The following is a 20,510-nucleotide window of genomic DNA, read 5'->3' as shown; positions in this document are numbered from 1 at the left end:
TTTATTATGCAAATTAAAAATGAAGCCATGCTGATCACCTATGCCGATAGCTTGGGACGCAATTTACAAGAATTGAATGAAATATTGGACAAACATTTGAAAGGAGTGGTCGGCGGGGTCCATTTACTGCCCTTCTATCCTTCGTCCGGCGACCGCGGATTTGCACCCATGGATTACACCCAAGTGGATGAATCCTTTGGATCATGGTCTGAGGTTGAAGAGATGAGCAGGAAATTCTATATGATGTACGACTTTATGATCAATCACATTTCCAGACAGTCGCCTTATTTCCGGGATTTTCTGGATAAAAAAGAGGATTCGGAATATGCTGATCTGTTCATCCGGTATAAGGACTTCTGGCCCGGCGGCGAACCCACAGATGCGGATGTCGATCTGATCTATAAACGCAAACCCCGTGCACCGTACGTTGAAGTCACATTTAAAGACGGAACTACGGAGAAAGTCTGGTGCACCTTTGATGAGCAGCAAATTGACCTGGATGTGACAACAGAAACCACGAAGAAGTTTGTCCGGGACAATCTGACTTTTCTCGCCGGAAAGGGAGCCTCGATTATCCGCCTGGATGCTTTCGCTTATGCTAACAAAAAGCTTGGAACGAACTGCTTTTTTGTAGAGCCGGAGATCTGGGAAATGCTTAAGTATTCCGAAGATATTGTAAATCCTACCGGTATCACCGTGCTGCCTGAAATTCACGAGCATTACAGCATTCAGCTGAAGATTGCCGAGCAGGGTTATTATGTCTACGATTTTGCGCTCCCGATGCTTGTGCTGCATGCGCTGTTCAGCGGGAAGGCCCATCGTCTGGCCCACTGGCTGCAGATTTGTCCGCGCAAACAATTTACCACCCTGGATACTCATGACGGCATCGGAGTCGTTGATGTGAAGGACTTATTATCAGATGAGGAAGCGGAAATGACCCGTGAACATCTCTACAGCCAAGGCGCCAATGTTAAGAAAATTTACAGTACGGAAGCTTACAACAATCTTGATATTTATCAGATTAATTGCACTTATTATTCTGCACTTGGAAACGACGATCAGGCCTATCTTCTGGCAAGGGCTCTTCAGTGCTTTGCACCGGGTATCCCGCAAATCTATTATGTAGGCTTGCTGGCCGGAGAGAATGATATTGAACTGCTGGAGAGCACGAAGGAAGGACGCAATATCAACCGGCACTATTACACCAAGGAGGAAATTGAGGTTGAGACCAAACGCCCCGTTGTACAAAAGTTGTTCCAGTTGCTGAAATTCAGAAACAGCTGCCCTGCCTTCAGTGGCGATATTACAATTCAAGAGAAGAGCAGTCATGAGCTGGAAATCACGTGGAAACATCAAGCTAGTGAGGCAAAGCTTGCAGCGAATCTACTGACCAAGCAATTTACCATTCTGGCTAGAGAACAGGCAGGAGAGTGGACTGAGGTATTTGGGTAGGGTAGAATATAAACAACCAGCGCGCACGGATGCGATCCGTGCGCGCTGGTTTTATTTTTATATCCGATAAAATAAAATCAACTATCATACATCATGGAGCAGATGATAGAACGTTGAAGATCTATTTCTCTTTTTACAATCTTAAAAACTTCTTCCAGCGATGAGACAAACACTAAATCTTCTTGAGCGAAATAAGCTAGTGTTACTTTTACGCTCTCTTCATACGTTATAAAATAAGGACTATCCTTACTTTGCAGGGTCTCTCGTGCAACTTTAATTAAGTCTATGTAATCAGCATATAGGCGCTCTTGGATTGATGCTGCATCTGCACTTAGGGGACTCCAAGAATAAGCTCCTCCTTCAACAACTGCAGTTGAACCTTCAAGAAAAGTTAATCCCGAATATTGGTTAACAAGTTCTTCATAACGTTTTTCAATCCCCAAATATGCCTGTACAAGGATGCTTACAGTACTCAAACAAACTTGCCTCCTATCTTAATAATTATATGAAGACAAGATTCTATTTCTTTTTTAAAAATGATCTCAAGAGCTTCATTTTAGCTGACTCAAGTATATATGTATTTAAAGTTTCTGTATATATATATGAATATTTTAATATTTGAAAAATAAGCTTTTTCCTCGGACCGTTGTTCCAATTGAATCTCTGCTCCCTGCAGAATTCAAATTTAACTCCCCCCTCTATTTCAATGTAACTTTTTAACAAATAATAAGTCTATATAATAGAAGTTCCAGAATATGCACCGGTTACAATACAATTGAGGATGGAGGATTCACAATGAGAAAGGAACAATATTTCATGAAACTTAGCTGTGCCGTCTGTGCTGCTCTGATGCTGCCACTCGGAGCGGGTGGTGGAACAGCTCAGGCAGAAGAGGCAGCAGTAAGCACAAGCAACATCTATTACCAGCAAATACAGGCACCGGTGGTACAACCTGCGAGTTATTCATGCTGGATGATGACCCGGTGAACCGCAAAATCAAAATCGCCGCCTTCAATCTCCGAACCGGAGCACTCAAAGGAGAGCGGACCTACGGTTGGACGGACAATGCCGTAACGGACGGAATATATCACGGAGGCGGCTCTTATGGCTCCGCATTTCTTAACGGGAACGATCTGTACATTCACCAAGGGCAGCGCCTCGCTCTATACGATTTCAATAACTATGTGCCCGGCGCAGAGCCGGTGAAGAAATGGGCCCAGGAGAGATATGATCAGCGCTCCCCGCTGGGCCTGGTGCATCAGGACCGGGTCTATTTCACCGATTACAACAGCCATGGCCTGATTGCCATGAAACTGAATACCGGACAATATATACACTTCGATGGGGGAGAGAACGCTACGGTGCAAGCGGCTATATTCGGCAAGGGGGTTTATGTCGGACAGTCCGACGGACTGCTGCATGCCTATGACCTTATAAGCTCGAAGCCCGTATTCACCGTCCGTACCGGATCACGAGAATTCGCCCCCCTGCTGAAGACCGGCGGCATGCTGCTGGTTCAATCCGGCGGCAAGCTGCATGGGATTAAACTGCCCGCTTCACTGAATTAGCCGGAGAACAAGAAGGTTCAGGCATATTGTCATGTCGAATGAGAGGTTCATTATGAAGAAAACTAAAATATGGATAATATCCACAATATTTATGGTCGTCTTAACCGGTTTACGTCTGGAATGGCTGCAATATAATCTGGCTGCAGACTATCCTCTTGCGGAACAAGGGGTACTGGATCTGCGGGGATGGGATTCTCTGACCGAACACTCTCTGCCGCTGAATGGCGAATGGGAATTCTATCCCGGTGTGCTCCCATTCAGGAATGGCAGTTCATTATCTGAACTCCAACCACCAAGCCAATGGATCCAAGTTCCGGCTACTTGGAATTTAAAGGATGATTTATATGGCAAGGGCAAGTATGGTTCCGGTACTTACCGCTTGAGGATTCTTCTGGACCCAGACAAGGGAGAGTCTTACGGCGTCCACATCACGAGGATAAAAAGCTCGTCAGAAGTATACATAAACCGTCAGCTGCTAGGTCACTCAGGACAGCCGGGAATGACCAAAGACAACTACACACCACTAGAAAAACCGTATACAATGTATTTTACAATAAAAGATCAGAGCGAAATTGAACTTATCATACAAGTCTCTAATTTTGACGGAATTCGTAGTGGCGGGATTGTTCATTCCGTTGAATTCGGACTGGAAAACGCTCTTAGAAAAAACATAAAAATAAAAGAAAATGTGCTCTGGATTGCCTGTGTGGCTTATGCCCTTCATGCCCTCTACGGATTTTTGTTATATGTTTTAGGAGCCCGGAACAAGCAACTGATTTCTTTCTCAATGATGATGGTTTGTATTATTTTCGCAACGTTACTAACCGATGCAAGGTTATTGTATAAGTGGCTTCCCTTCACCTATATCTGGGGACAAAAAATTGTCTATATCGTTATGCTGTCAGGTGCGTTCTTTTTGCAGCAATTGATTAAGGACAAGCTTCCTTCTTGGGTGCCCCACCGGGCGGTTCGAGTCTACAATCTCCTGTGCTGCATTGCAATTCTGGCGGTGTGCCTTCTGCCTTTACATCTTGTGAAGGGTCATGAAACACTATATTTCGCTCTAATGTTCATTCCTTGCCTGCTTACTCCTTATGTGATGTACAGATCGACGGTCAAGCAGGTTTCGGATAATATTTTTCTGTTCCTAGCGGCTCTTGCTGCTGTCAGCAGTATGATTTGGCTTGTTATTTACGAAAAGGCCCGGATTGAGGTGCCCTCATATCCTTTCGACCTTATTATTGCGATGATTTGTATTGCAGCCTTTTGGTTCAAGCGCTTTATCGGGGTGTCACGGGACTCTCAGGAGCTGGCAGGTATACTGCAAAAGGCGGACAAACAAAAGGATGAGTTTCTGTTTACTGTAGCCCATGAACTACGTAATCCACTGCACGGTATGATTAACCTCTCAGAGTCGGTATTCGACAGAGAACAGAACAAGCTGGGGATAAACAGTGCTAACGACCTTCATTTGCTGGTCAAGGTTGGCCGGCGTATGTCTTATATGCTGAACGATCTGCTGGATATAGCCAGACTGAAGGAAAATCAGATTCATTTAAACTTTGAGGCTATTTCCGTACATGGCGTTGCTTCAAGTGTTCTCGATATGCTTCGCTTTATGATAGAGGGCAAGCCTATTCAGTTGGTCAACTGTATACCGGCAGATTTCCCGCCAGTATTTGCTGATGAGTACAGATTGAATCAAATTCTGTTCAATCTTTTACATAACGCTATAAAGTACTCCGAAGCAGGCGAGGTTTCAGTGTATGCCGAAATTAAAGGCGAATGGGCGAGCATTTCGGTTGCAGATACGGGGATGGGGATGGATTCGGAAACAATGAGTAGAGTATTCGAGGCGTACGTTCAGGCACCTTTAGACTCGGCTTCATTCAGGGGGGGAGTTGGCCTGGGGCTTAACATATGCAAACAGCTTGTTGAAATGCATGGTGGAACGATAGAGGTACGATCGGAGATCAATATCGGCTCTATTTTCACTTTCACATTAAAGCTTGATGCAGATGGAGCTGATGGAAAGCTACCTGAGCTGGTACCTGAAGCTCCAGATAATACAGCTGTAAACAATGATGTTAGAGCTTCTCTTGACACGAGCTCTCCTTACACAGAGCTAAATCTCACTTCACCTACTGACAGGATACAATTGATGGTTGTTGATGATGATCCTGTTAATCTAAATGTGCTAAAGTCAATTTTTGCGAATGAACATTATGATCTGTTTTCAGCAATCAACGGCGTAGAAGCACTAGCGCTGCTGGAAACAGGCGTATGGGACCTAATCATTTCCGATGTAACCATGCCGATAATGTCCGGTTACGAACTGACTGCACGAATTCGCGAACGTTTTTCTATCGCAGAGCTTCCAGTCCTTCTCTTGACGGCCAGTAATCGAGAAAAGGATATTGAAGCAGGATTCCGGTCCGGGGCAAATGACTATGTAACCAAACCAGTGAATGCAACCGAACTGAAATCCAGAGTAAGATCGCTGACAAATCTCAAAAAATCGGTAAATGAAGGATTGCGTATGGAAGCAGCATTGCTGCAGGCTCAAATCAAACCTCATTTCCTGATCAATACGTTTAATGCAGTATCTGCCCTCAGTAAGATCGACCGGGGAAAAATGGATGATTTAATTGATGAACTCACCAACTATTTTAGGCTTGGCATAGATTTTCAAAACTCTGACCGTCTAGTAACACTTGATCGGGAGCTTAGTCTTATTCGTTCCTATCTGTATATCCAACAAAAGAGATTCCAGGATAGGCTTCAGGTGGTATGGGAGATCGACGATAACATACAAGTCCAAATTCCTCCTTTGACTATTCAACCGCTTGTAGATAATGCCGTTACCCATGGCATATTAAAGAGGCCTGAGGGCGGGGAAGTACGAATTAGAGTAGCCGATATTGGCCAGGCTGTCGAGATTTCCGTTTCCGATAATGGTATGGGGATTGATGAAGAAACCCTCAAACATATTCTAGATATAAAGACAAACAGCCGAACGGGTATTGGTCTGTTAAATACCGACCGGCGGTTAAAACGATTTTGTGGGAGTACGCTGAAAGTGCAGAGCGTAGTCGAATCAGGGACTGTAGTCTCTTTCAGTGTGGCGAAAAAACTTTAAGTTAGCTGAAATAACTTATTTTGTAAATAGGTGGTGGAATGACAATGATTCAAGCTTTGCTTGTTGACGATGAGCAGCTGGCCCTAATGAATCTGGAACTGATGCTGAAGGAAATGCCCATGGTTAACGTTATCGGTGCTTACACTGATCCGGCCAAGGCTGTACAAGCATCTGCACAGTTGAATCCAGACGTCATATTTCTGGATATCGAAATGCCGGGACTGAACGGCATGATGGCTGCAGAGCTGCTGCAAATACAGTGTCCGCGAACCAAGATAGTCTTTTTGACCGCCTATAATAACTATGCTGTGGGTGCTTTTGAGCTGAATGCGCTGGATTATTTGTTGAAGCCTGTAAAGCTGGAGCGATTGCTCAAAACCATTCAGCGTCTTGAGGAGCAAAAGGTCGAGGAATCTGCCGATAAGCACGAAAATAAAACCGTGATCCGTAGTTTTCAGTCGCTCCGGTTCGAACGTTGCGGACAGCCGCTTCTAAATATCCGCTGGCGCACCTCAAAGTCTCAGGAATTATTCGCCTATTTACTACATAACCGCAACCGTTTCGTCGGAAAAAATCATCTCATTGAGATGTTATGGCCCAATATCTCATATAAGAAGGCTTCCACTTTACTGTACACAACAATTTACCAGGTTCGGAATTGTTTGAAACAAGCTGAAATTGATCTGCTAATCAACAGTGTCAGTACCGAAGGAGGATATATCCTAGAGACAGACAACTTACTTATCGACGTTATGGAATGGGAAAAAGGTATTCAGGCACTCCCCGCCATTAATCACGATAATTATGCGGAACATCAGCGGTTATTTGATTTTTATGCAGGAGACTATCTGGGAGATTATGATTATTTATGGGCGGAAAGTGAACGGCAGCGATTAAGATCCATCTGGCTGCATCATGCAATGGGCATGGCGGAGTTCTGCACCAGTAGCGATAAAATCCCCGAGGCGCTTACTGTATACCAGCGGGTTGTTCAGATGTATCCCTATTTCGAGCAGGCCCATTTCGGACTAATGAAAGTTTATAACAGCATTGGAGAACGCGCGGCAGTCGAGGAGCGCTACAACCTGCTAGCAGAGCTGCTTAACAGAGATCTCAGCATCGGCCCCCCGGCAGAAATAACAAACTGGTATGAAGAATGGAAGCAGCTTAATTTAAGAAAGCTATAGTCTTCTTTGCCTCATAAAACATACAAAGACACCCGCTCTTCAGCTGGGTGTCTTCGTATGTTCCAATGAGTTCTCGATTATTTATTGCGTGTCTTATATCTTCTGGAGAGTCCTGCACCCAGAATAACCAAGACAACTCCGGTTAAATAAAACAATAGCGGACTTTCTTCTCCGGTCTGAGGCAGCCTGTTTGGCACGTCTTGATTTTCAGGTTTTTGCAGTGTGCCTGTAGGCACTTCATCGACCAGAATCTCAATCTCGACCTCCTCGGAGTTCCCATCCTCATCGGTAATGATAATCGTAAACTTGTCTTTTCCGGTAAAGCCGTTGTCAGGCACATATTTCCACTTGCCATCAGGTTTAAGCACTATTGTCCCATGTTCAGGATCACTTCCGATACTTGGTACGCCGCCAAGCGGAATTTCCCCTTCAATCGGTATTTCTTTCAATGTGCTGACCTCGGTCCGCTGCGGAGCAGGCGTGATGGCAGGTTGGGTCGGAGCCGCTGACGGTACTGCAGTAGGTACGACCGACGGGGTCGCCGTTGATGTCGGCGGAGCCAGTTCCGTTGGCGTTGGCGCTACCGTTGGTGTTGGTGTTGGTGTCACGGTCGGTGTCGGCGTCTGTGGTTCTGCCGGTGTCGACGGTTCCGTTGGCGATGGTGCTACCGTTGGTGTCGGTGTCGGCGTTGGTGTCGGCGTCGGCGTTGGTGTCGGCGTCGGTGTCGGTGTCGGTGTCGGTGTCGGTGTCGGCGTCGGTGTCGGCGTTGGTGTCGGTGTCGGCGTCGGTGTTGGTGTCGGTGTCGGTGTTGGTGTTGGTGTCGGCGTCGGTGTTGGTGTCGGCGTTGGTGTCGGCGTCGGTGTCGGCGTCGGCGTCGGCGTCGGCGTCGGTGTTGGTGTTGGTGTCGGTGTTGGTGTCGGCGTCGGTGTCGGCGTCGGTGTTGGTGTCGGCGTCGGTGTTGGTGTCGGCGTCGGTGTCGGTGTCGGTGTCGGTGTCGGTGTCGGCGTCGGTGTCGGTGTTGGTGTCGGTGTCGGCGTTGGTGTCGGTGTCGGTGTTGGTGTTGGTGTCGGTGTCGGTGTTGGTGTTGGTGTTGGTGTTGGTGTTGGTGTTGGTGTTGGTGTCGGCGTCGGTGTTGGTGTCGGTGTCGGTGTTGGTGTCGGCGTCGGTGTTGGTGTTGGTGTCGGCGTCGGCGTCGGTGTTGGTGTTGATGTCGGTGTCGGCGTCGGCGTCGGCGTCGGTGTCGGCGTCGGTGTTGGTGTCGGTGTAGGCGTCGGTGTTGGTGTTGGTGTTGGTGTCGGTGTCGGCGTTGGTGTTGGTGTCGGTGTCGGCGTCGGCGTTGGTGTCGGTGTCGGCGTCGGCGTCGCAGCTTTTTTGTTGGTAATCTGTTGCTCTACGCCTGTTGTCGAATTAATCGTGACCCTATGAGGTTTGGTATCCAGCAGATAGCCACCGGGTGCTGTTTTTTCGATCACAGCATAATTCCCCCCGATCAGTTTAGTGAATTCCAGCTTACCCTCTGCGTCCGTTACACCCTCACTGATCCAAACCATCTCATCATCAAATACACGGAACAGATCAAAGGCTGCACCGCTTAACTTCTTGCCAGGATCACTGTAATCCATTTTAATGATGCGTAAAGGTCCTCTGACACCGTTGCCTGTGCCGGAGCCGCTTGAAAGCTTGACCGTGATTTCCTGGTTACTCTCATTCGTAATTTCTTTTACATTTTTACCTTCGAAGCTTACTTTGTTGCTGACTTTTTCATTGTTTTGTGCAGTGATCAGCGACTGGTATTTCAGAATGTACGCCTCCGAAATATCCTTCTCAAACTTCAGTGTGAAACTTTCCTTCCCGTCGCTGTCTTTTAGAAGAGCCAGCGTATAATCCGAATCCTTCTCCAGTTCCTCCCCGGTTGGGCTAATCGTTCCATCGCTGGAAACCGTTGTTTTGTAGAGATGAAATGTGCTGCTGAGCAGGATTTGATTTTCACTCGGGATGTCCTTAATCACAGCATCTTTAACAAATGATTGGTTGCGGTTGATGTTGATGGACCAGTCAATTTTATTGCCGTTTTGGGTCCCCTTCTTGTTGATATATTCTCCCCCTTGAGGGATATTGACGGAGGCGCTCAAGTCTGCGGACTCCTTCGTTGTGCCGTTATACAATACAGCCGTATTGTCAACCTTATTCAGATCAATAGCCTGGTCGGCAAACGATGTTTGGAAGGAAACATAAAACGCATAACCGATCTCCTTGTTAAAGCTTATTTTCAGCTTGCCACTATCCACTACTACTGCATAGTCATCTTTACTTACATTGGAGCTTGTGGATGGATTCCCATTCGCACCGTAAACCCATTTGAAGACCTTAACCGATCCCATATCGACGATCTGTCCGCCGGCAATGGTATCCTCCAAAACGGCGTTAGCCAGTGTCTTCATATTATAGTTAGCCCCAATATTCCAGGTAATTCTCTTCGTAGTTGCATCATAAGAACCGTTCTTGAGTCCGTTGTTCTTCACTTCACCTCTTGGGTTCAAGGTAGAAGTCACCGTTTTCCCGCTTGGAGTCGCTGCTCCATTCTCGTACCATTCCAGCCCGGCAGTGTTGATAAATCTGTCTTTGCCTGCGGACAGCCAATCATAATTGAATGTTGTGGTATAAGAAATTACATAGGGTTCGGAGATCGGATCATCAAAGGTAATGGTAAAGCCGTCATTCGCAGCTGCAGGATCATGTGCTGTGTAGACCACATCATTGCTGACTGCAGCGCCGACGCCAATAGGTTGAATCACAAGCGAACCCTTAACAAGCTTTAGCCCCGCATTGCTGAACGTATCCTTAACAATCAGGTCGTTCATAATTTTGGAATCCTTGTTAACGGTAATCGTCCATTTTACAGTCTTGTTCAAATAATCAACATTGCTGTAGTTCTTAAATAGAATTTGCTGACTTATACCTTGCGAGGCCGATACAGTTTCTCCATTGTAAGTCACTTTATTGGTAATCGTATCATTGTCAAAGACACGATTCTTCGCTTTCGTCTGATACTCGATCCGGTAGGCAGACTTAACGTTATTGTTAAATTTCATTTCAATATCATAGGTGCTTGCAGTTACAGAGGTGGTTATCGTGTAATCAGTATCAGGAAGCGGCGTACCACCCTTTACTACCTTTCCATTAGGCTCAATCGTAACCGGGAATACCTTTAGCGAGCTTGGGATGAGCTCCTGGGTAGCATTCAAGGAATCCTTCAGTACTGCATTGCTTGCCGGAATCAATTTTTGATTGTAATTGTATTCTATCGCCCAGGAAATAGTCTGACTGGCCTCATCGTAGCCTGCTGCCATTTTGTTCAGTGGTTTGCCCCTTCCCGCCGTTACAGTGACCGTAGATTCCTTGGAGAATCCGTTACCTCCACTAAAAACTGCAGTATTGGCATAGCTGGTAGCATCGGCACCCGCACTTGTAATATCCGTAACGAATTCAATTCGGTATGCCTTGGTCATCGGACTCTCTGTGAATTTCAAGTTCAATTCATCCGGAGTTGAAGATGTAAGATCATATTTGCTGCTGTCAAGTATATTGCCCGCTGTGACCGAACCATCCAGATTCACATCAAGTTCATGTACCAGGATTGAAGCCGTATCCAGCGACAACCCGTCCGGAATGTCATCCTTCACAGCTGCATTTCGCACACGATCCAATGCCTTGTTCACATCCACGGTCCAGGCAATTTGCGTCGGATTGTAGAACTGCGGAAGAGGAGTGCCTTTCTTCTCTATAGTTGAACCGGCTTTCGGCTTGAACTGGAGTTCAATGATCTGAGTACCGCCATGGATCGGAAAAGTCAGAATCTGCTTAGAAGAGCCATGGATTTTCTTTGAGCTTAGAAGGGATCGGACCGTAAACGTTCCACCCACTTGGTCATGTTTTTCAATATAATCATTGAATGTGAAGATAACATGATTGTTGTCTTTATTGACCGTATAAGTGCCGACGGATTCGCCTTCTAACAGAAGATCTCCGTTCAGATCGTTGTAAAGTTCAAACTGCCCGGGAAGATCAAATTCAAATGTCGATCCCGCCCCGTACCCATGTCCATCAGCAAGCGCCCATGTATAGTTCAGCGCGCTAAAGGAGTCAAGCTGATATACATTTCCTGTCACGGTCTCCGTGTAATTATCATCGGTGTACACGGCCAGAGTAACGCTTGTGATCAAATGATCTGCAATATTTTTTGGCTCTGCGTATACGCGGTCATTAAACCCAAAGCTGTAGGTCCACTGCGTTAACAGCAGAATAACAATTAGCCAGATATTTAACTTCCTTCTTCTCACTTGTGAACTGTCCTCCATTTCGTAAAGTCCCTCTTTTACTATTAGCAGCGTCTCAATGAGACGATTCATTCCCGTGATTCCCCCGTTACACTCCATCCCCCCTTGTCCCTTTGACCTCCACAAGTGCCCAACTGCATAGATGCCTGGTACTGTAATAGTAAATTTCCGGTATGGACAATTTCTGAACATTTCCCCAAAATACAATTAAAAACTTTCATTTTCCGACAAACACCAACCATTCATCTTTACATCGCTTCCTTCCGAAACGACAAATAACCGCATAAAAGGGATGCCTCCGCGCCATTTCATAGTACGCGGGGCATCCCTTTCAACGGTGAATGATACATAGCCATAAATCTGTCGGTGTACAGTTCAGACTGGTCAAGGAAACTAGCCTGCAATTCCTTTTCCGGGGAGACGGACGGTCAGCATCTTACATGCTTGCGTTTAAACCCAACCCGACCTTTGCCGACTGCCTGTTGAATATTTTCATAAGCGTGAATAAATTTGCTTTTGGCCTTATCCTTATTGACTTCTACCGGGCCTACGGCTCTTGCGGTCTCGCACGCCTGATCATGAAGCGGCAGATAGGATACCGCCACGGTGTATAAAAAGTTATTCATCGCGTACTTGGTGCGTTCCGGCGATTCATGAATCGTTTTTTTCACAAGCTCAAGCATACCGGCAATTTTGCTTTCGGAAAATTCATCGTCCGGCCGGTTGCCGAGCAGCCAGCAGTAACAGTTCCAGCCCCCTGACATTCTCAGCTCCTCACCGCTCGCGATCCATTTATCGGCAACCTCTTGTGCAATATCCGCTTCTGCCAAAGTTACTGCAACTACAAAATCGGACAACATATAAAAATAAGCCGCATCCATCCACCGGTCATAATCCGCTTCTGTCATTGCATTGGGGTCGGCAATAATGCCGGCAAAATACATGGCGTCGTAGTTCCCTGTCGCGTATAGCTGCTCAGCCAGTGGCTGATTTATTTTGGTTTTCTTAAAGATAGGCTTCATTGCGCCGGTGGCCACGCCAAAAAGCGGTTCCTGTGCGCCATTCGAGCTGTATATTTTCTTGGTTCGTTCCTTGCCTAGCGCCTCAAGCTCCTGCATGACCATCTCTACATTCATTGTTTAACACTTCCTTTTTTACTGGATACAGAAAGTGTACTTCACAGATTCCTCTATCGCAAGCTTGTCCCCTTGAAGAACATTAACAAAAAAAGTTTGTAGACTCGCGTCTACAAGCTGAAGCTGCTGAATGCTTCTCTTCTGGTTCATACTATTGTGGTTAAGCTGCTTATTGGTTGTAATTCCTTACAAAAGAACCGGACAGATAAATCTGTCCGGGGAGGTCTTGTTGTAAAGTAAGTTATTTAGTTGACGCTGCCGTAAACTATTCTGTAAAGTTATATAATGTGATTAATTGTAAATTAGGACGGTGTATCTTAATGAAAAAGGATCGTTGGGGAATATTTATATGTATAGTAATCATCTTAGAAATTATTGATGTGTTCTATAGTTTAATATTTAAACAATCTATAGAATGGTTTTCTTTGATTGTCTTAACTCTCCTTTTATTTTTTATTCTTACCTCTTATAAAAGTAAAGACAGAAAAAATGATTAGACATCACTGCCCAGTGATACTCTTATGAGATGGTAAATTCCGAGACACAAGTGTCGTTATACTTAGAGCCTAGGTTGACTTCTAATATGGTGAACGTAATGCTGGTTGTTGCTTTAACTTTTGGCAGATCCCATACAGATTCCTTCGTGAAATCAGCAATGACAGAAGTTCCATCGGAGAAGGTTATTTTTGCTTTACGCACACTGTTGTTCTCCAGATATGCGGAGACGGATTTACCATACCCCGGAAAAACCTTCAAGCTGCTAACCTCAGTTTTTTTGGGGAAGCTAACCGTAAAGCTTTGTCCTATTCCACTCCCTTTAACCCCTTCGCACCAGCATGTGGCTGTATCCCCATCGATTACTTGATTTGCACTATAAGAGCCGGCCTTCGATTTAGGTAATGTGGATGATGCTGTGATTTTTGAAACTTTAACTTTGTTAGCAAAATGAAAGGATTGCGACCATAAACCCTTGATTTCTGTTGCCTTATTGGTATGCAAATTCACTTTATATTCGGTTAAGAGAATCCCTCTTACATACACTTCGATATAAACAATCCAATTTTTATTGCTTTCATTGTCTGCAACGGGGTAAATAAATTTCACCAGATTGGACTCTTTGCATTTGCAGTATTGGGATACAACAGCTATGGCATCCTCAGGCTTTGGAACCCGGTTCGCATAAGGATCACGAATGAAGGTCCGCGGCTGAGCAAAAATTTTGTTTATGTCCGGGGGAAGTCCTCCCATTTTAATCACAATTGCGCCAGTTTTAAATTCAATGATACCCTCTCCTCGCATAGTTCTTGGATTTTCATGCTCGGTATAGTCCAGGTATTCGTAGGTGAATTTCACGGGTTTCTGTTCATTAACAGTAATAGGTGCCGTTGATTGAAAGGTATAATTTTCTTCGTCCCAGACTGAATACTCTAAAGCAGCCTTGCCCGTATTCTTATCAAATGTAAGATTTATCGTACCGTCGAGATCCTCGACCTCAACCAATGCTTTGTCAACCCATTCACCTCCGTAAGACGCCCCCAATGAACTGGAAGTTGGAGACGCCGCATACAAACTGAAGGTGAATAGGGAGTTAACAACCATAAAGATAATCAAAACATTAATCATTAGTTTTCGAATTGCCATCGCATCCTCGCTTCTTTTCTTATAAATTACTATATGATGAACAAATACTCAGTTAATATAGTCGCTTTACAAACTCATGTACAAGCTTAGAAATAAAGTGAAGGTTCAAAGCATTACCCAAAAATAAAGCTATTGACTTCCACCCCCATATACACTAGTACTTGACAGCCATATGCTATAGTAAAAATAAAAGGTGAAGGTATGGAACGTAATAAAGCAATAAAAGACAAAGTTAATGAAGAGGATAACAAAGTATTTGCTTTATTAAGCAATTATTTAAATAATAAACCTGACTTCATAAGCAAAGAAGAAATTGATGAGATTGTTAAATATGGTGTATCTATCGAATATGCGTTTAATGTAATATTTGCAGCTGCTTTAGGACTAGATATTGTTGATAAGGTTGATGATGCAGACTTATTCAACAAATATTTCAATAAGATGTCTCATAAACTGGATGCCAATGAGTATTATAACAATTCGTATTTTAAGAACATTAAGATACCAACAATAAAAAAAGGCAATAGTGAACTAAAATATGAAAAATACAAACCTTACGAGGTCTTTGTTTGTAATGACATAATCACAACACGCGAAGGAAGACAAATTCCACAGATTGGTTTCTTTGAAACTGAATTCATATTCCCGGCAATTCTAGAGAATAATAGAATCTGGATGACCATTACACCGAATGAAATAGAAACCATGAAAGAAGCTGTTGCCAAGGCATTTGGTAATGTGCTTACTTTTGGACTGGGGCTTGGTTATTATGCCTATATGATCTCAGAAAAAGATCAGGTTGAAAGTATTACGATTGTTGAAAGCAATGAAGATGTTATTCAATTATTTAGCAAATGTATATTACCACAATTCAAAAACACTCAAAAAATAAAGATTATCAAAGCAGATGCCTTTGAATATGCAAAAGAAGATATGTCTAAGGGGAATTATGATTTTGTCTTTACGGATTTATGGCATGATGTTTCTGATGGAATTGATATGTATTTAAGTATGAAAGAGCATGAAAAACAAAGTCCATCAACTGTATTTATGTATTGGATAGAAAAATCTATTTTGTGCTATCTATAACTATGTAACTTAATTCTAACGCAGCATCAGCGTCCGACGACGGCTACCTTTTCACGTTCATTTCAAAATGTCCAGGTTAGACGTCGTCGGCTTCCGAGCCGAGGATTTCTCAATCTACTGAAGAACTACATTGTCTCCAGCCTTCAGTCCAGACAGCACTTCAACCTTATCCGTTGTTTCCAATCCGATTTTTATTTCTTTTCGTTCTATTTTTCCGTTACCTTTATCCAGCATAACATAAGAAAGGTCTCCTTCATGAATGACAGCAATGTTGGAAAGCACAGTGACATTTTCTTTACGTACAATCTCAACCTCGCCGTTCAAGCTAAGACCGCCGATCAAAAGCTCATTCGGCTCGAGCGAAATGACTACTTCGAACTGAGGAGGCTGAGTAGAAGCACTTTCTTTACCTGATGTAGCTTTTGCAAATTTAGAAACTTTCACTACTTCTCCTGACAACTTAACATCCTTGGAAGCGGTCATTTTGACCGTAACCTTCATGCCAGCCTTAATGCGGAATACTTCCTGTTCCCCCACAAGAGCTATAAACGCCAGTTTGTTCAAATCCACAATTTTTCCAATATACTGGTTATCCGTAACTAATTGTGGGAGTTCACTATTGTTTTCGAACAAGAAAATCCCAGAGGAAGGGGCCTGATAACTCGCCGATTGGATCTTTTTCTTCTTCTCTGCAATCTCCCGCGCTTGAATATCTGCATTCACATTATTTAGATCTTCGCTAATTCGTCCTGTCTCCTGTGTAGCCAAACTCTTTAACCGTTCTGCTTCGGATGCACCTACTGTGATCGTCTCATCATTCTGCTGGCTTACAAATGAATTTAGTTCAGCTTCCAGCTTCGCCTTGCGAATAGCCGCCTCTTGGGTTGCGATTTCATTCTTGAGTGTGCTGGTATCAAGGGTATACAGCAGCTCCCCCTTCTTCACTTGATCACCGTTCTTTACTTTCCAGCTTGTCACCTTGGAGGCAAAGGGAGCATACACAAGGGTCTCGTGCTCATATTTGGATGTCCCTTTAACTTGTATGGATTGAGTAATCGTTTCTTGAGTGACCGGAAAAGTAATAGCCTCCATCGGCGGTAATTCGCCCACTACTTCCTCCGCCTTGTTAAAAACCTTTGCATACAACAAGTAACCTGCGGCAGCGATGACCGCTATGATAATAACCCACTTTATAATTTTCTTAATGGTACTCTTCATCACTTTGGCTTCCTTTCAATTAACAGTGGATAATTATATTTAATGGTGAACAGCACATTTCCCTTCTTCCATTGTCATTTAGCGTTGGTATCTTTCTGAGTTATCAGCTGGCGGTCGATGAACAGGTTGAAAACCTGGCCCCCAAGCTCCTGCCGCTCGCCTTGGAATTCATCAAATAAAGTTAATTTGTAAGTGCCGCTCTTGAGCTTCATGTACAGATTTTTGCTGAAGGACATCGAGAAGGTATTGCTCTTTCCTTCTGTCAGATCTGTGCCTATAGTCAGCACTTTATCCTGTGTTACGCCAAAGGGATCCGTCATTCTAAGCACAAGCTTATGTTCCAAATCGCCACTGTCGATGCTGTTATCCCGGGTCAGATCATAGGTCATTACGATGTTGATGGTGTCGTTTAGTTCCAAAAGTCTGCCTTCCGAGTTGATGACCGATAAATTATAGGGGAAGAACGTGATCTTCGTTAAATTGCTTGCCGGTGCAGTGGTTTTAGGTGTGAGCAGCAGGGCGCTTGCATTCATAAAGCCGGTCGCCTCTTGTCCGCTTTCACTTAACTTGTTTCCTGTCACCCCGGAGCCTAATACCAGTGAGATGTCATCGGCACTTACCGTCTTCGGCAGCTTCGCCCAGAATGAAACCAACTGCATACCGCCAGGTGTTGCAGCATTGTCCGGTTGATTAGGTTTCGCATCAAAGAACTGCCCGTCCTTCGTTCTGTAATACGCCTGCAGACGCGCCATCTTGCTTTGTCTTTTCTCCTGGCTGCTTATGAGCAGTTCCGTGTACACAATTTTGGAATTGGTCCCCTCATAAACAGTCGTACGGCTCTCCTGAACATTGGCATTTTTACCTTTGCCGCTGATTTTGTAGGTGCCCCCGCGGTCAATGTTATCTATTGCATTCAGTGAATTACTCATGCTGAGGTCCAGGAACGGCACCTTTTCGGTATTCACCGTACTGAATAAATTGATTCGTACATCTTCGAAATCCTCGGTATACGGAACTTTGGACATCACTACGATCTCGGCGGACTTGCCCGGAGCCAGCGTTGCGGCCTCTTTATCGATCAGCAGATTCGTAGTCGCCGCTAAATCATTGCTATCCAGTTTAATCGCTCCTGTAAGTTCGGGAAGCGTAAGGGTTACGGACTGGGTGTTGGTGATGTTCAGCTTGGCCATGACGATATCATCATCCTTCCAAGGATACCGTTGTAATGACGTCAGGTTGTAAGAGAAGGAGCCAAATTGATTCGTCCGATTATAGACCTCCCCCCTTTGCACATCAGCACGAAGCGCATAAGGAATGGTAAAGTAGGCTACCGGAAAAATCAGTTTGGGAGCCGCCGCCGCTACCGTTCCAGGTGTACCTGCGGTTTCGCCAGTGGTTGGGCCGGCCGTTTCTGTTGCACTGACAGCTTCAATCATCTGCAGCTGCAGCCCGGCTTGCTCGACCTCAAGGGGTACCTGCACCGTCAGTGGAACAACCTTTGTTTCCAACGGTTTTAGCGTGAGACCACTGAGCGCCTTAGCGTTCACCGGGAAAGCTGTCCCTTTGGTCGACTTCACGGCAAGCTCGTAGTTCGGCAGGGTCACCGCCTTGTTGCCGGCATTCTTCAGACGTAACTGAAAGGACCATACTCCGTGGGCGTCCTCTGAATAAACCGAAGCATTCACCAGCTGCATTTCCACTGTATTGCTGTTAATACCGACTTTTTTGACAGCACCTGGATTCACAACAAAATTAGGAGTAGACGCAACTGGAAGCTTGAAAGACATTTTGGGAAGCTCAAGCTTCAGGGTCTCATCCTTTTGGGTAAACTGCAGCTTCATGTTGTTGGTATTCAGGGCTGCGGGAATTTCCGCCAAATAGTAAATGCTCTTTTTCTCCTGCGGCTGAATCTTGTAACCTGCCTGTGCGCTGTTCACCGTCAATTCGAAAGAGGTGCCGCTTGCCGTTTGGAGATATGGAGTGTATCCGGCTTCATTCAGAACTTTACTCCCCTTATTGGTAATGCTCAGCCCTACCTTGGCGTACACTTTACCGCTAAATTTATAGAGCTGCAGGGAATCCGCACTTGCTGTAACTGGAATGTCATTCATGGTGGTGCTCAGGATCTTGCCGCGTTCAGCGGCTGTGGAATAGCCCGCCGGAATTGCCAGAGAACCCGCATTCTTTAGATACCCCTTGGCTTTGGCGTCCCATACGTACATAGCAATCTTCATTCCCTGCAGCGAAGTCGTTTGACCGACATTCACATAGTAGGTCACGCGCAGGCTGTCCTTGGCTCCGACCTTTTTCTTAAGCGCATCAGCAGTTACTGGATTGGCGGGAATGGCTGAACCCCCCGGCGTGACTACACGCGGAAAATAATGCACCAGATTGGCACTAGAACTGCCGTTGTTAGAGAGCTTAAGCGTATAGGCCAGAATATTGCCACCGGTTTGCGGCCAAATATTAACATCCTCTACGGTAGCTTTTACATTCGCTCCCAGCAGGATGGCCCCTAGATTCTTTGCTGTGACGCTTTCTCCTGCGGACATCTTATAGGCACTACCTACTGTTGCCGGAGCAGCTGAAACAGTATATCCAGACAATTGGCTGATAAGAAGAATACTTAGCAACAGAGCAACACTTTTACTTCTATGTAATCTCATGGTTTCCTCCTCAAAATCTATACAACATTTACAGATAACAAATTTAGTCATCTATAGCTGATATCGCATTTTTTAGATTACTTCATTGTTCTGAATTTATAGTCATGTTCTTTCAGATACTTTATCATTTCCGGCAAAGCCTTTGCGGTTTCTTCCTTGTCATAAGTATCGTGCATTAATATCACTGCTTTTTCTCTGCCTGCTACTGTGTTCGTGAATTCTCGCATTAATTCTTCTTCGTTCTTGGGTGCACCTTCTGCATCTTTCGGCAATACATTCCAATCCACATGGTGATAACCCTTGGCATATAGAGCTTTATCCAGTGAAGCCACACCTGTGGGATCACTTTTAGCCCATGTCATATGACCGCCAGGATATCTGACTGCCCTGGTAGTGAAGTCTTCTCCTAATACGGTTTTTAAGGAGTTGTTAGTCTTTTCGATGTCACTCATAAAATGGTCTAGATTCACCTTCTTATTAGGATACAAATAATCATAGTTATGCGAATATGAATGATTGGCTATAGCATGTCCTTCTTCAATCATTCTTTTGATTAAATTTTTAGTAATATCACTTTTATCCACTTCCTGGCCTAGCACAAAAAAAGTTGCAGGTACCTTTTCTTCCTTTAGGACATCCAGTATTTTTGGAGTTACGGTTTCGGAGGGCCCGTCATCAAATGATAAATAAGCAATTTTTTCTCCATTCGCCCCATCAGGCATATCCCCCGAAATTTGCTGCTTCAGATACTTCTCAACGAAGGCGATGTCTTCAACTTCATAAACGCTTTTTAATGAAGCCGTCACATCTTCTGCTCCCTTTTGAAGCCCATTCTTTTGCTTAAAAATTACCTTTTGGACTGCTGTCATTTCTTCTTTATTTGCAGTGGAGGTTTGAACTTTATGTTTGTCAACCGTTGGCTTCTTTACGATCATCATATTAAAACCAACTATAAACAACAAAATCACAATAAACAGCAATCCTCTCCGGTTCCTCTTTATACGTTGTTTTCTTCTTTTATCATGTGCAAAATCCTTATACTCTGCCATCGGCTTTTTCACCTCATTGCTGACTTAT

General features: G+C 44.6%; 13 protein-coding genes. 6 read left to right on the top strand and 7 right to left on the bottom strand.

The annotated features are described in order from the left end of the window. The first annotated feature begins 6 nt into the window (after positions 1 to 6). On the top strand, positions 7 to 1,452 hold the full coding sequence (gtfA, locus tag MHI45_RS27255; RefSeq protein ID WP_076110469.1) for a sucrose phosphorylase: 1,446 nt from the start codon (positions 7 to 9) through the stop codon (positions 1,450 to 1,452). A 77-nt stretch (positions 1,453 to 1,529) separates the two neighbouring features. Here the strand turns inward: gtfA and MHI45_RS27250 are convergent, their stop codons facing one another. After that, positions 1,530 to 1,928 carry a hypothetical protein gene (locus tag MHI45_RS27250; RefSeq protein WP_076110468.1) on the bottom strand — a complete coding sequence of 133 codons (399 nt, stop codon included), beginning with the start codon at positions 1,926 to 1,928 and terminating at the stop codon, positions 1,530 to 1,532. Between the two features lie 319 nt (positions 1,929 to 2,247). Between MHI45_RS27250 and MHI45_RS27245 the strand changes: the two genes are divergently transcribed. The 4 genes from MHI45_RS27245 to MHI45_RS27230 are packed head-to-tail and all read left to right on the top strand — an operon-like array spanning position 2,248 to position 7,346. Next, a complete protein-coding gene (locus tag MHI45_RS27245) occupies positions 2,248 to 2,439 on the top strand; it encodes a hypothetical protein (RefSeq protein WP_076110467.1) in 192 nt (63 codons plus the stop codon). Beyond that, positions 2,436 to 3,020, top strand: coding sequence for a hypothetical protein (locus MHI45_RS27240; RefSeq protein ID WP_076110466.1), 585 nt, complete (start codon positions 2,436 to 2,438; stop codon positions 3,018 to 3,020). The genes MHI45_RS27245 and MHI45_RS27240 overlap by 4 nt, the downstream gene beginning before the upstream one ends. 52 nt (positions 3,021 to 3,072) lie before the next feature. Continuing rightward, on the top strand, positions 3,073 to 6,159 hold the full coding sequence (locus MHI45_RS27235) for an ATP-binding protein (RefSeq protein WP_076110465.1): 3,087 nt from the start codon (positions 3,073 to 3,075) through the stop codon (positions 6,157 to 6,159). 44 nt (positions 6,160 to 6,203) lie between these two features. Next, positions 6,204 to 7,346 (top strand): response regulator, encoded by a 1,143-nt coding sequence (locus MHI45_RS27230; RefSeq protein ID WP_179091732.1) that lies wholly within the window; start codon positions 6,204 to 6,206, stop codon positions 7,344 to 7,346. A 77-nt stretch (positions 7,347 to 7,423) separates the two neighbouring features. On the opposite strand, the gene MHI45_RS27225 is transcribed toward MHI45_RS27230, so the two are convergent. The 3 genes from MHI45_RS27225 to MHI45_RS27215 all read right to left on the bottom strand — a co-directional run bounded on the left by MHI45_RS27225 (position 7,424) and on the right by MHI45_RS27215 (position 14,460). Next, positions 7,424 to 11,755, bottom strand: a complete 4,332-nt coding sequence (locus MHI45_RS27225) for a collagen binding domain-containing protein (protein ID WP_341119739.1) — start codon at positions 11,753 to 11,755, stop codon at positions 7,424 to 7,426. A gap of 356 nt (positions 11,756 to 12,111) precedes the next feature. Continuing rightward, positions 12,112 to 12,819, bottom strand: a complete 708-nt coding sequence (locus MHI45_RS27220) for a DNA alkylation repair protein (RefSeq protein WP_076110464.1) — start codon at positions 12,817 to 12,819, stop codon at positions 12,112 to 12,114. 519 nt (positions 12,820 to 13,338) lie between these two features. After that, positions 13,339 to 14,460, bottom strand: coding sequence for a discoidin domain-containing protein (locus tag MHI45_RS27215; RefSeq protein WP_341119738.1), 1,122 nt, complete (start codon positions 14,458 to 14,460; stop codon positions 13,339 to 13,341). A gap of 201 nt (positions 14,461 to 14,661) precedes the next feature. Here MHI45_RS27215 and MHI45_RS27210 point away from each other — a divergent pair, with 201 nt between their 5' ends. Beyond that, entirely contained in the window at positions 14,662 to 15,549 is an 888-nt protein-coding gene (locus MHI45_RS27210; RefSeq protein WP_341119737.1) for a spermine/spermidine synthase domain-containing protein, read from the top strand. Positions 15,550 to 15,663: 114 nt separating this feature from the next. Here MHI45_RS27210 and MHI45_RS27205 read toward each other — a convergent pair whose 3' ends face one another. The 3 genes from MHI45_RS27205 to MHI45_RS27195 all read right to left on the bottom strand — a co-directional run bounded on the left by MHI45_RS27205 (position 15,664) and on the right by MHI45_RS27195 (position 20,482). After that, positions 15,664 to 16,767 (bottom strand): efflux RND transporter periplasmic adaptor subunit, encoded by a 1,104-nt coding sequence (locus MHI45_RS27205; RefSeq protein WP_341119736.1) that lies wholly within the window; start codon positions 16,765 to 16,767, stop codon positions 15,664 to 15,666. A gap of 74 nt (positions 16,768 to 16,841) precedes the next feature. Beyond that, positions 16,842 to 19,433: a hypothetical protein gene (locus MHI45_RS27200; protein WP_341119735.1), complete on the bottom strand. Its 2,592-nt coding sequence runs from the start codon at positions 19,431 to 19,433 to the stop codon at positions 16,842 to 16,844. A 77-nt stretch (positions 19,434 to 19,510) separates the two neighbouring features. Further along, positions 19,511 to 20,482 carry a polysaccharide deacetylase family protein gene (locus MHI45_RS27195; protein WP_341119734.1) on the bottom strand — a complete coding sequence of 324 codons (972 nt, stop codon included), beginning with the start codon at positions 20,480 to 20,482 and terminating at the stop codon, positions 19,511 to 19,513. Positions 20,483 to 20,510: the final 28 nt, after the last annotated feature.

Origin of the sequence: Paenibacillus sp. FSL H3-0321 (assembly GCF_038002865.1) — a bacterium.
Taxonomy (GTDB): Bacteria; Bacillota; Bacilli; order Paenibacillales; family Paenibacillaceae; genus Paenibacillus_AQ.
The sequence above is the reverse complement of the archived record's forward strand: the minus strand, read 5'-3'. Positions and strand labels throughout refer to the sequence as shown.

Bases quoted from the DNA above. Each gene is read 5' to 3' on its own strand.
- MHI45_RS27245 (WP_076110467.1), top strand. From the start codon at position 2,248: ATGAGAAAGGAACAATATTTCATGAAACTTAGCTGTGCCGTCTGTGCT.
- MHI45_RS27220 (WP_076110464.1), bottom strand. From the start codon at position 12,819: ATGAATGTAGAGATGGTCATGCAGGAGCTTGAGGCGCTAGGCAAGGAA.
- MHI45_RS27205 (WP_341119736.1), bottom strand. From the start codon at position 16,767: ATGAAGAGTACCATTAAGAAAATTATAAAGTGGGTTATTATCATAGCG.
- MHI45_RS27200 (WP_341119735.1), bottom strand. From the start codon at position 19,433: ATGAGATTACATAGAAGTAAAAGTGTTGCTCTGTTGCTAAGTATTCTT.
- MHI45_RS27235 (WP_076110465.1), top strand. From the start codon at position 3,073: ATGAAGAAAACTAAAATATGGATAATATCCACAATATTTATGGTCGTC.
- MHI45_RS27195 (WP_341119734.1), bottom strand. From the start codon at position 20,482: ATGGCAGAGTATAAGGATTTTGCACATGATAAAAGAAGAAAACAACGT.
- MHI45_RS27225 (WP_341119739.1), bottom strand. From the start codon at position 11,755: ATGAATCGTCTCATTGAGACGCTGCTAATAGTAAAAGAGGGACTTTAC.
- MHI45_RS27210 (WP_341119737.1), top strand. From the start codon at position 14,662: ATGGAACGTAATAAAGCAATAAAAGACAAAGTTAATGAAGAGGATAAC.
- gtfA (WP_076110469.1), top strand. From the start codon at position 7: ATGCAAATTAAAAATGAAGCCATGCTGATCACCTATGCCGATAGCTTG.
- MHI45_RS27215 (WP_341119738.1), bottom strand. From the start codon at position 14,460: ATGGCAATTCGAAAACTAATGATTAATGTTTTGATTATCTTTATGGTT.
- MHI45_RS27230 (WP_179091732.1), top strand. From the start codon at position 6,204: ATGATTCAAGCTTTGCTTGTTGACGATGAGCAGCTGGCCCTAATGAAT.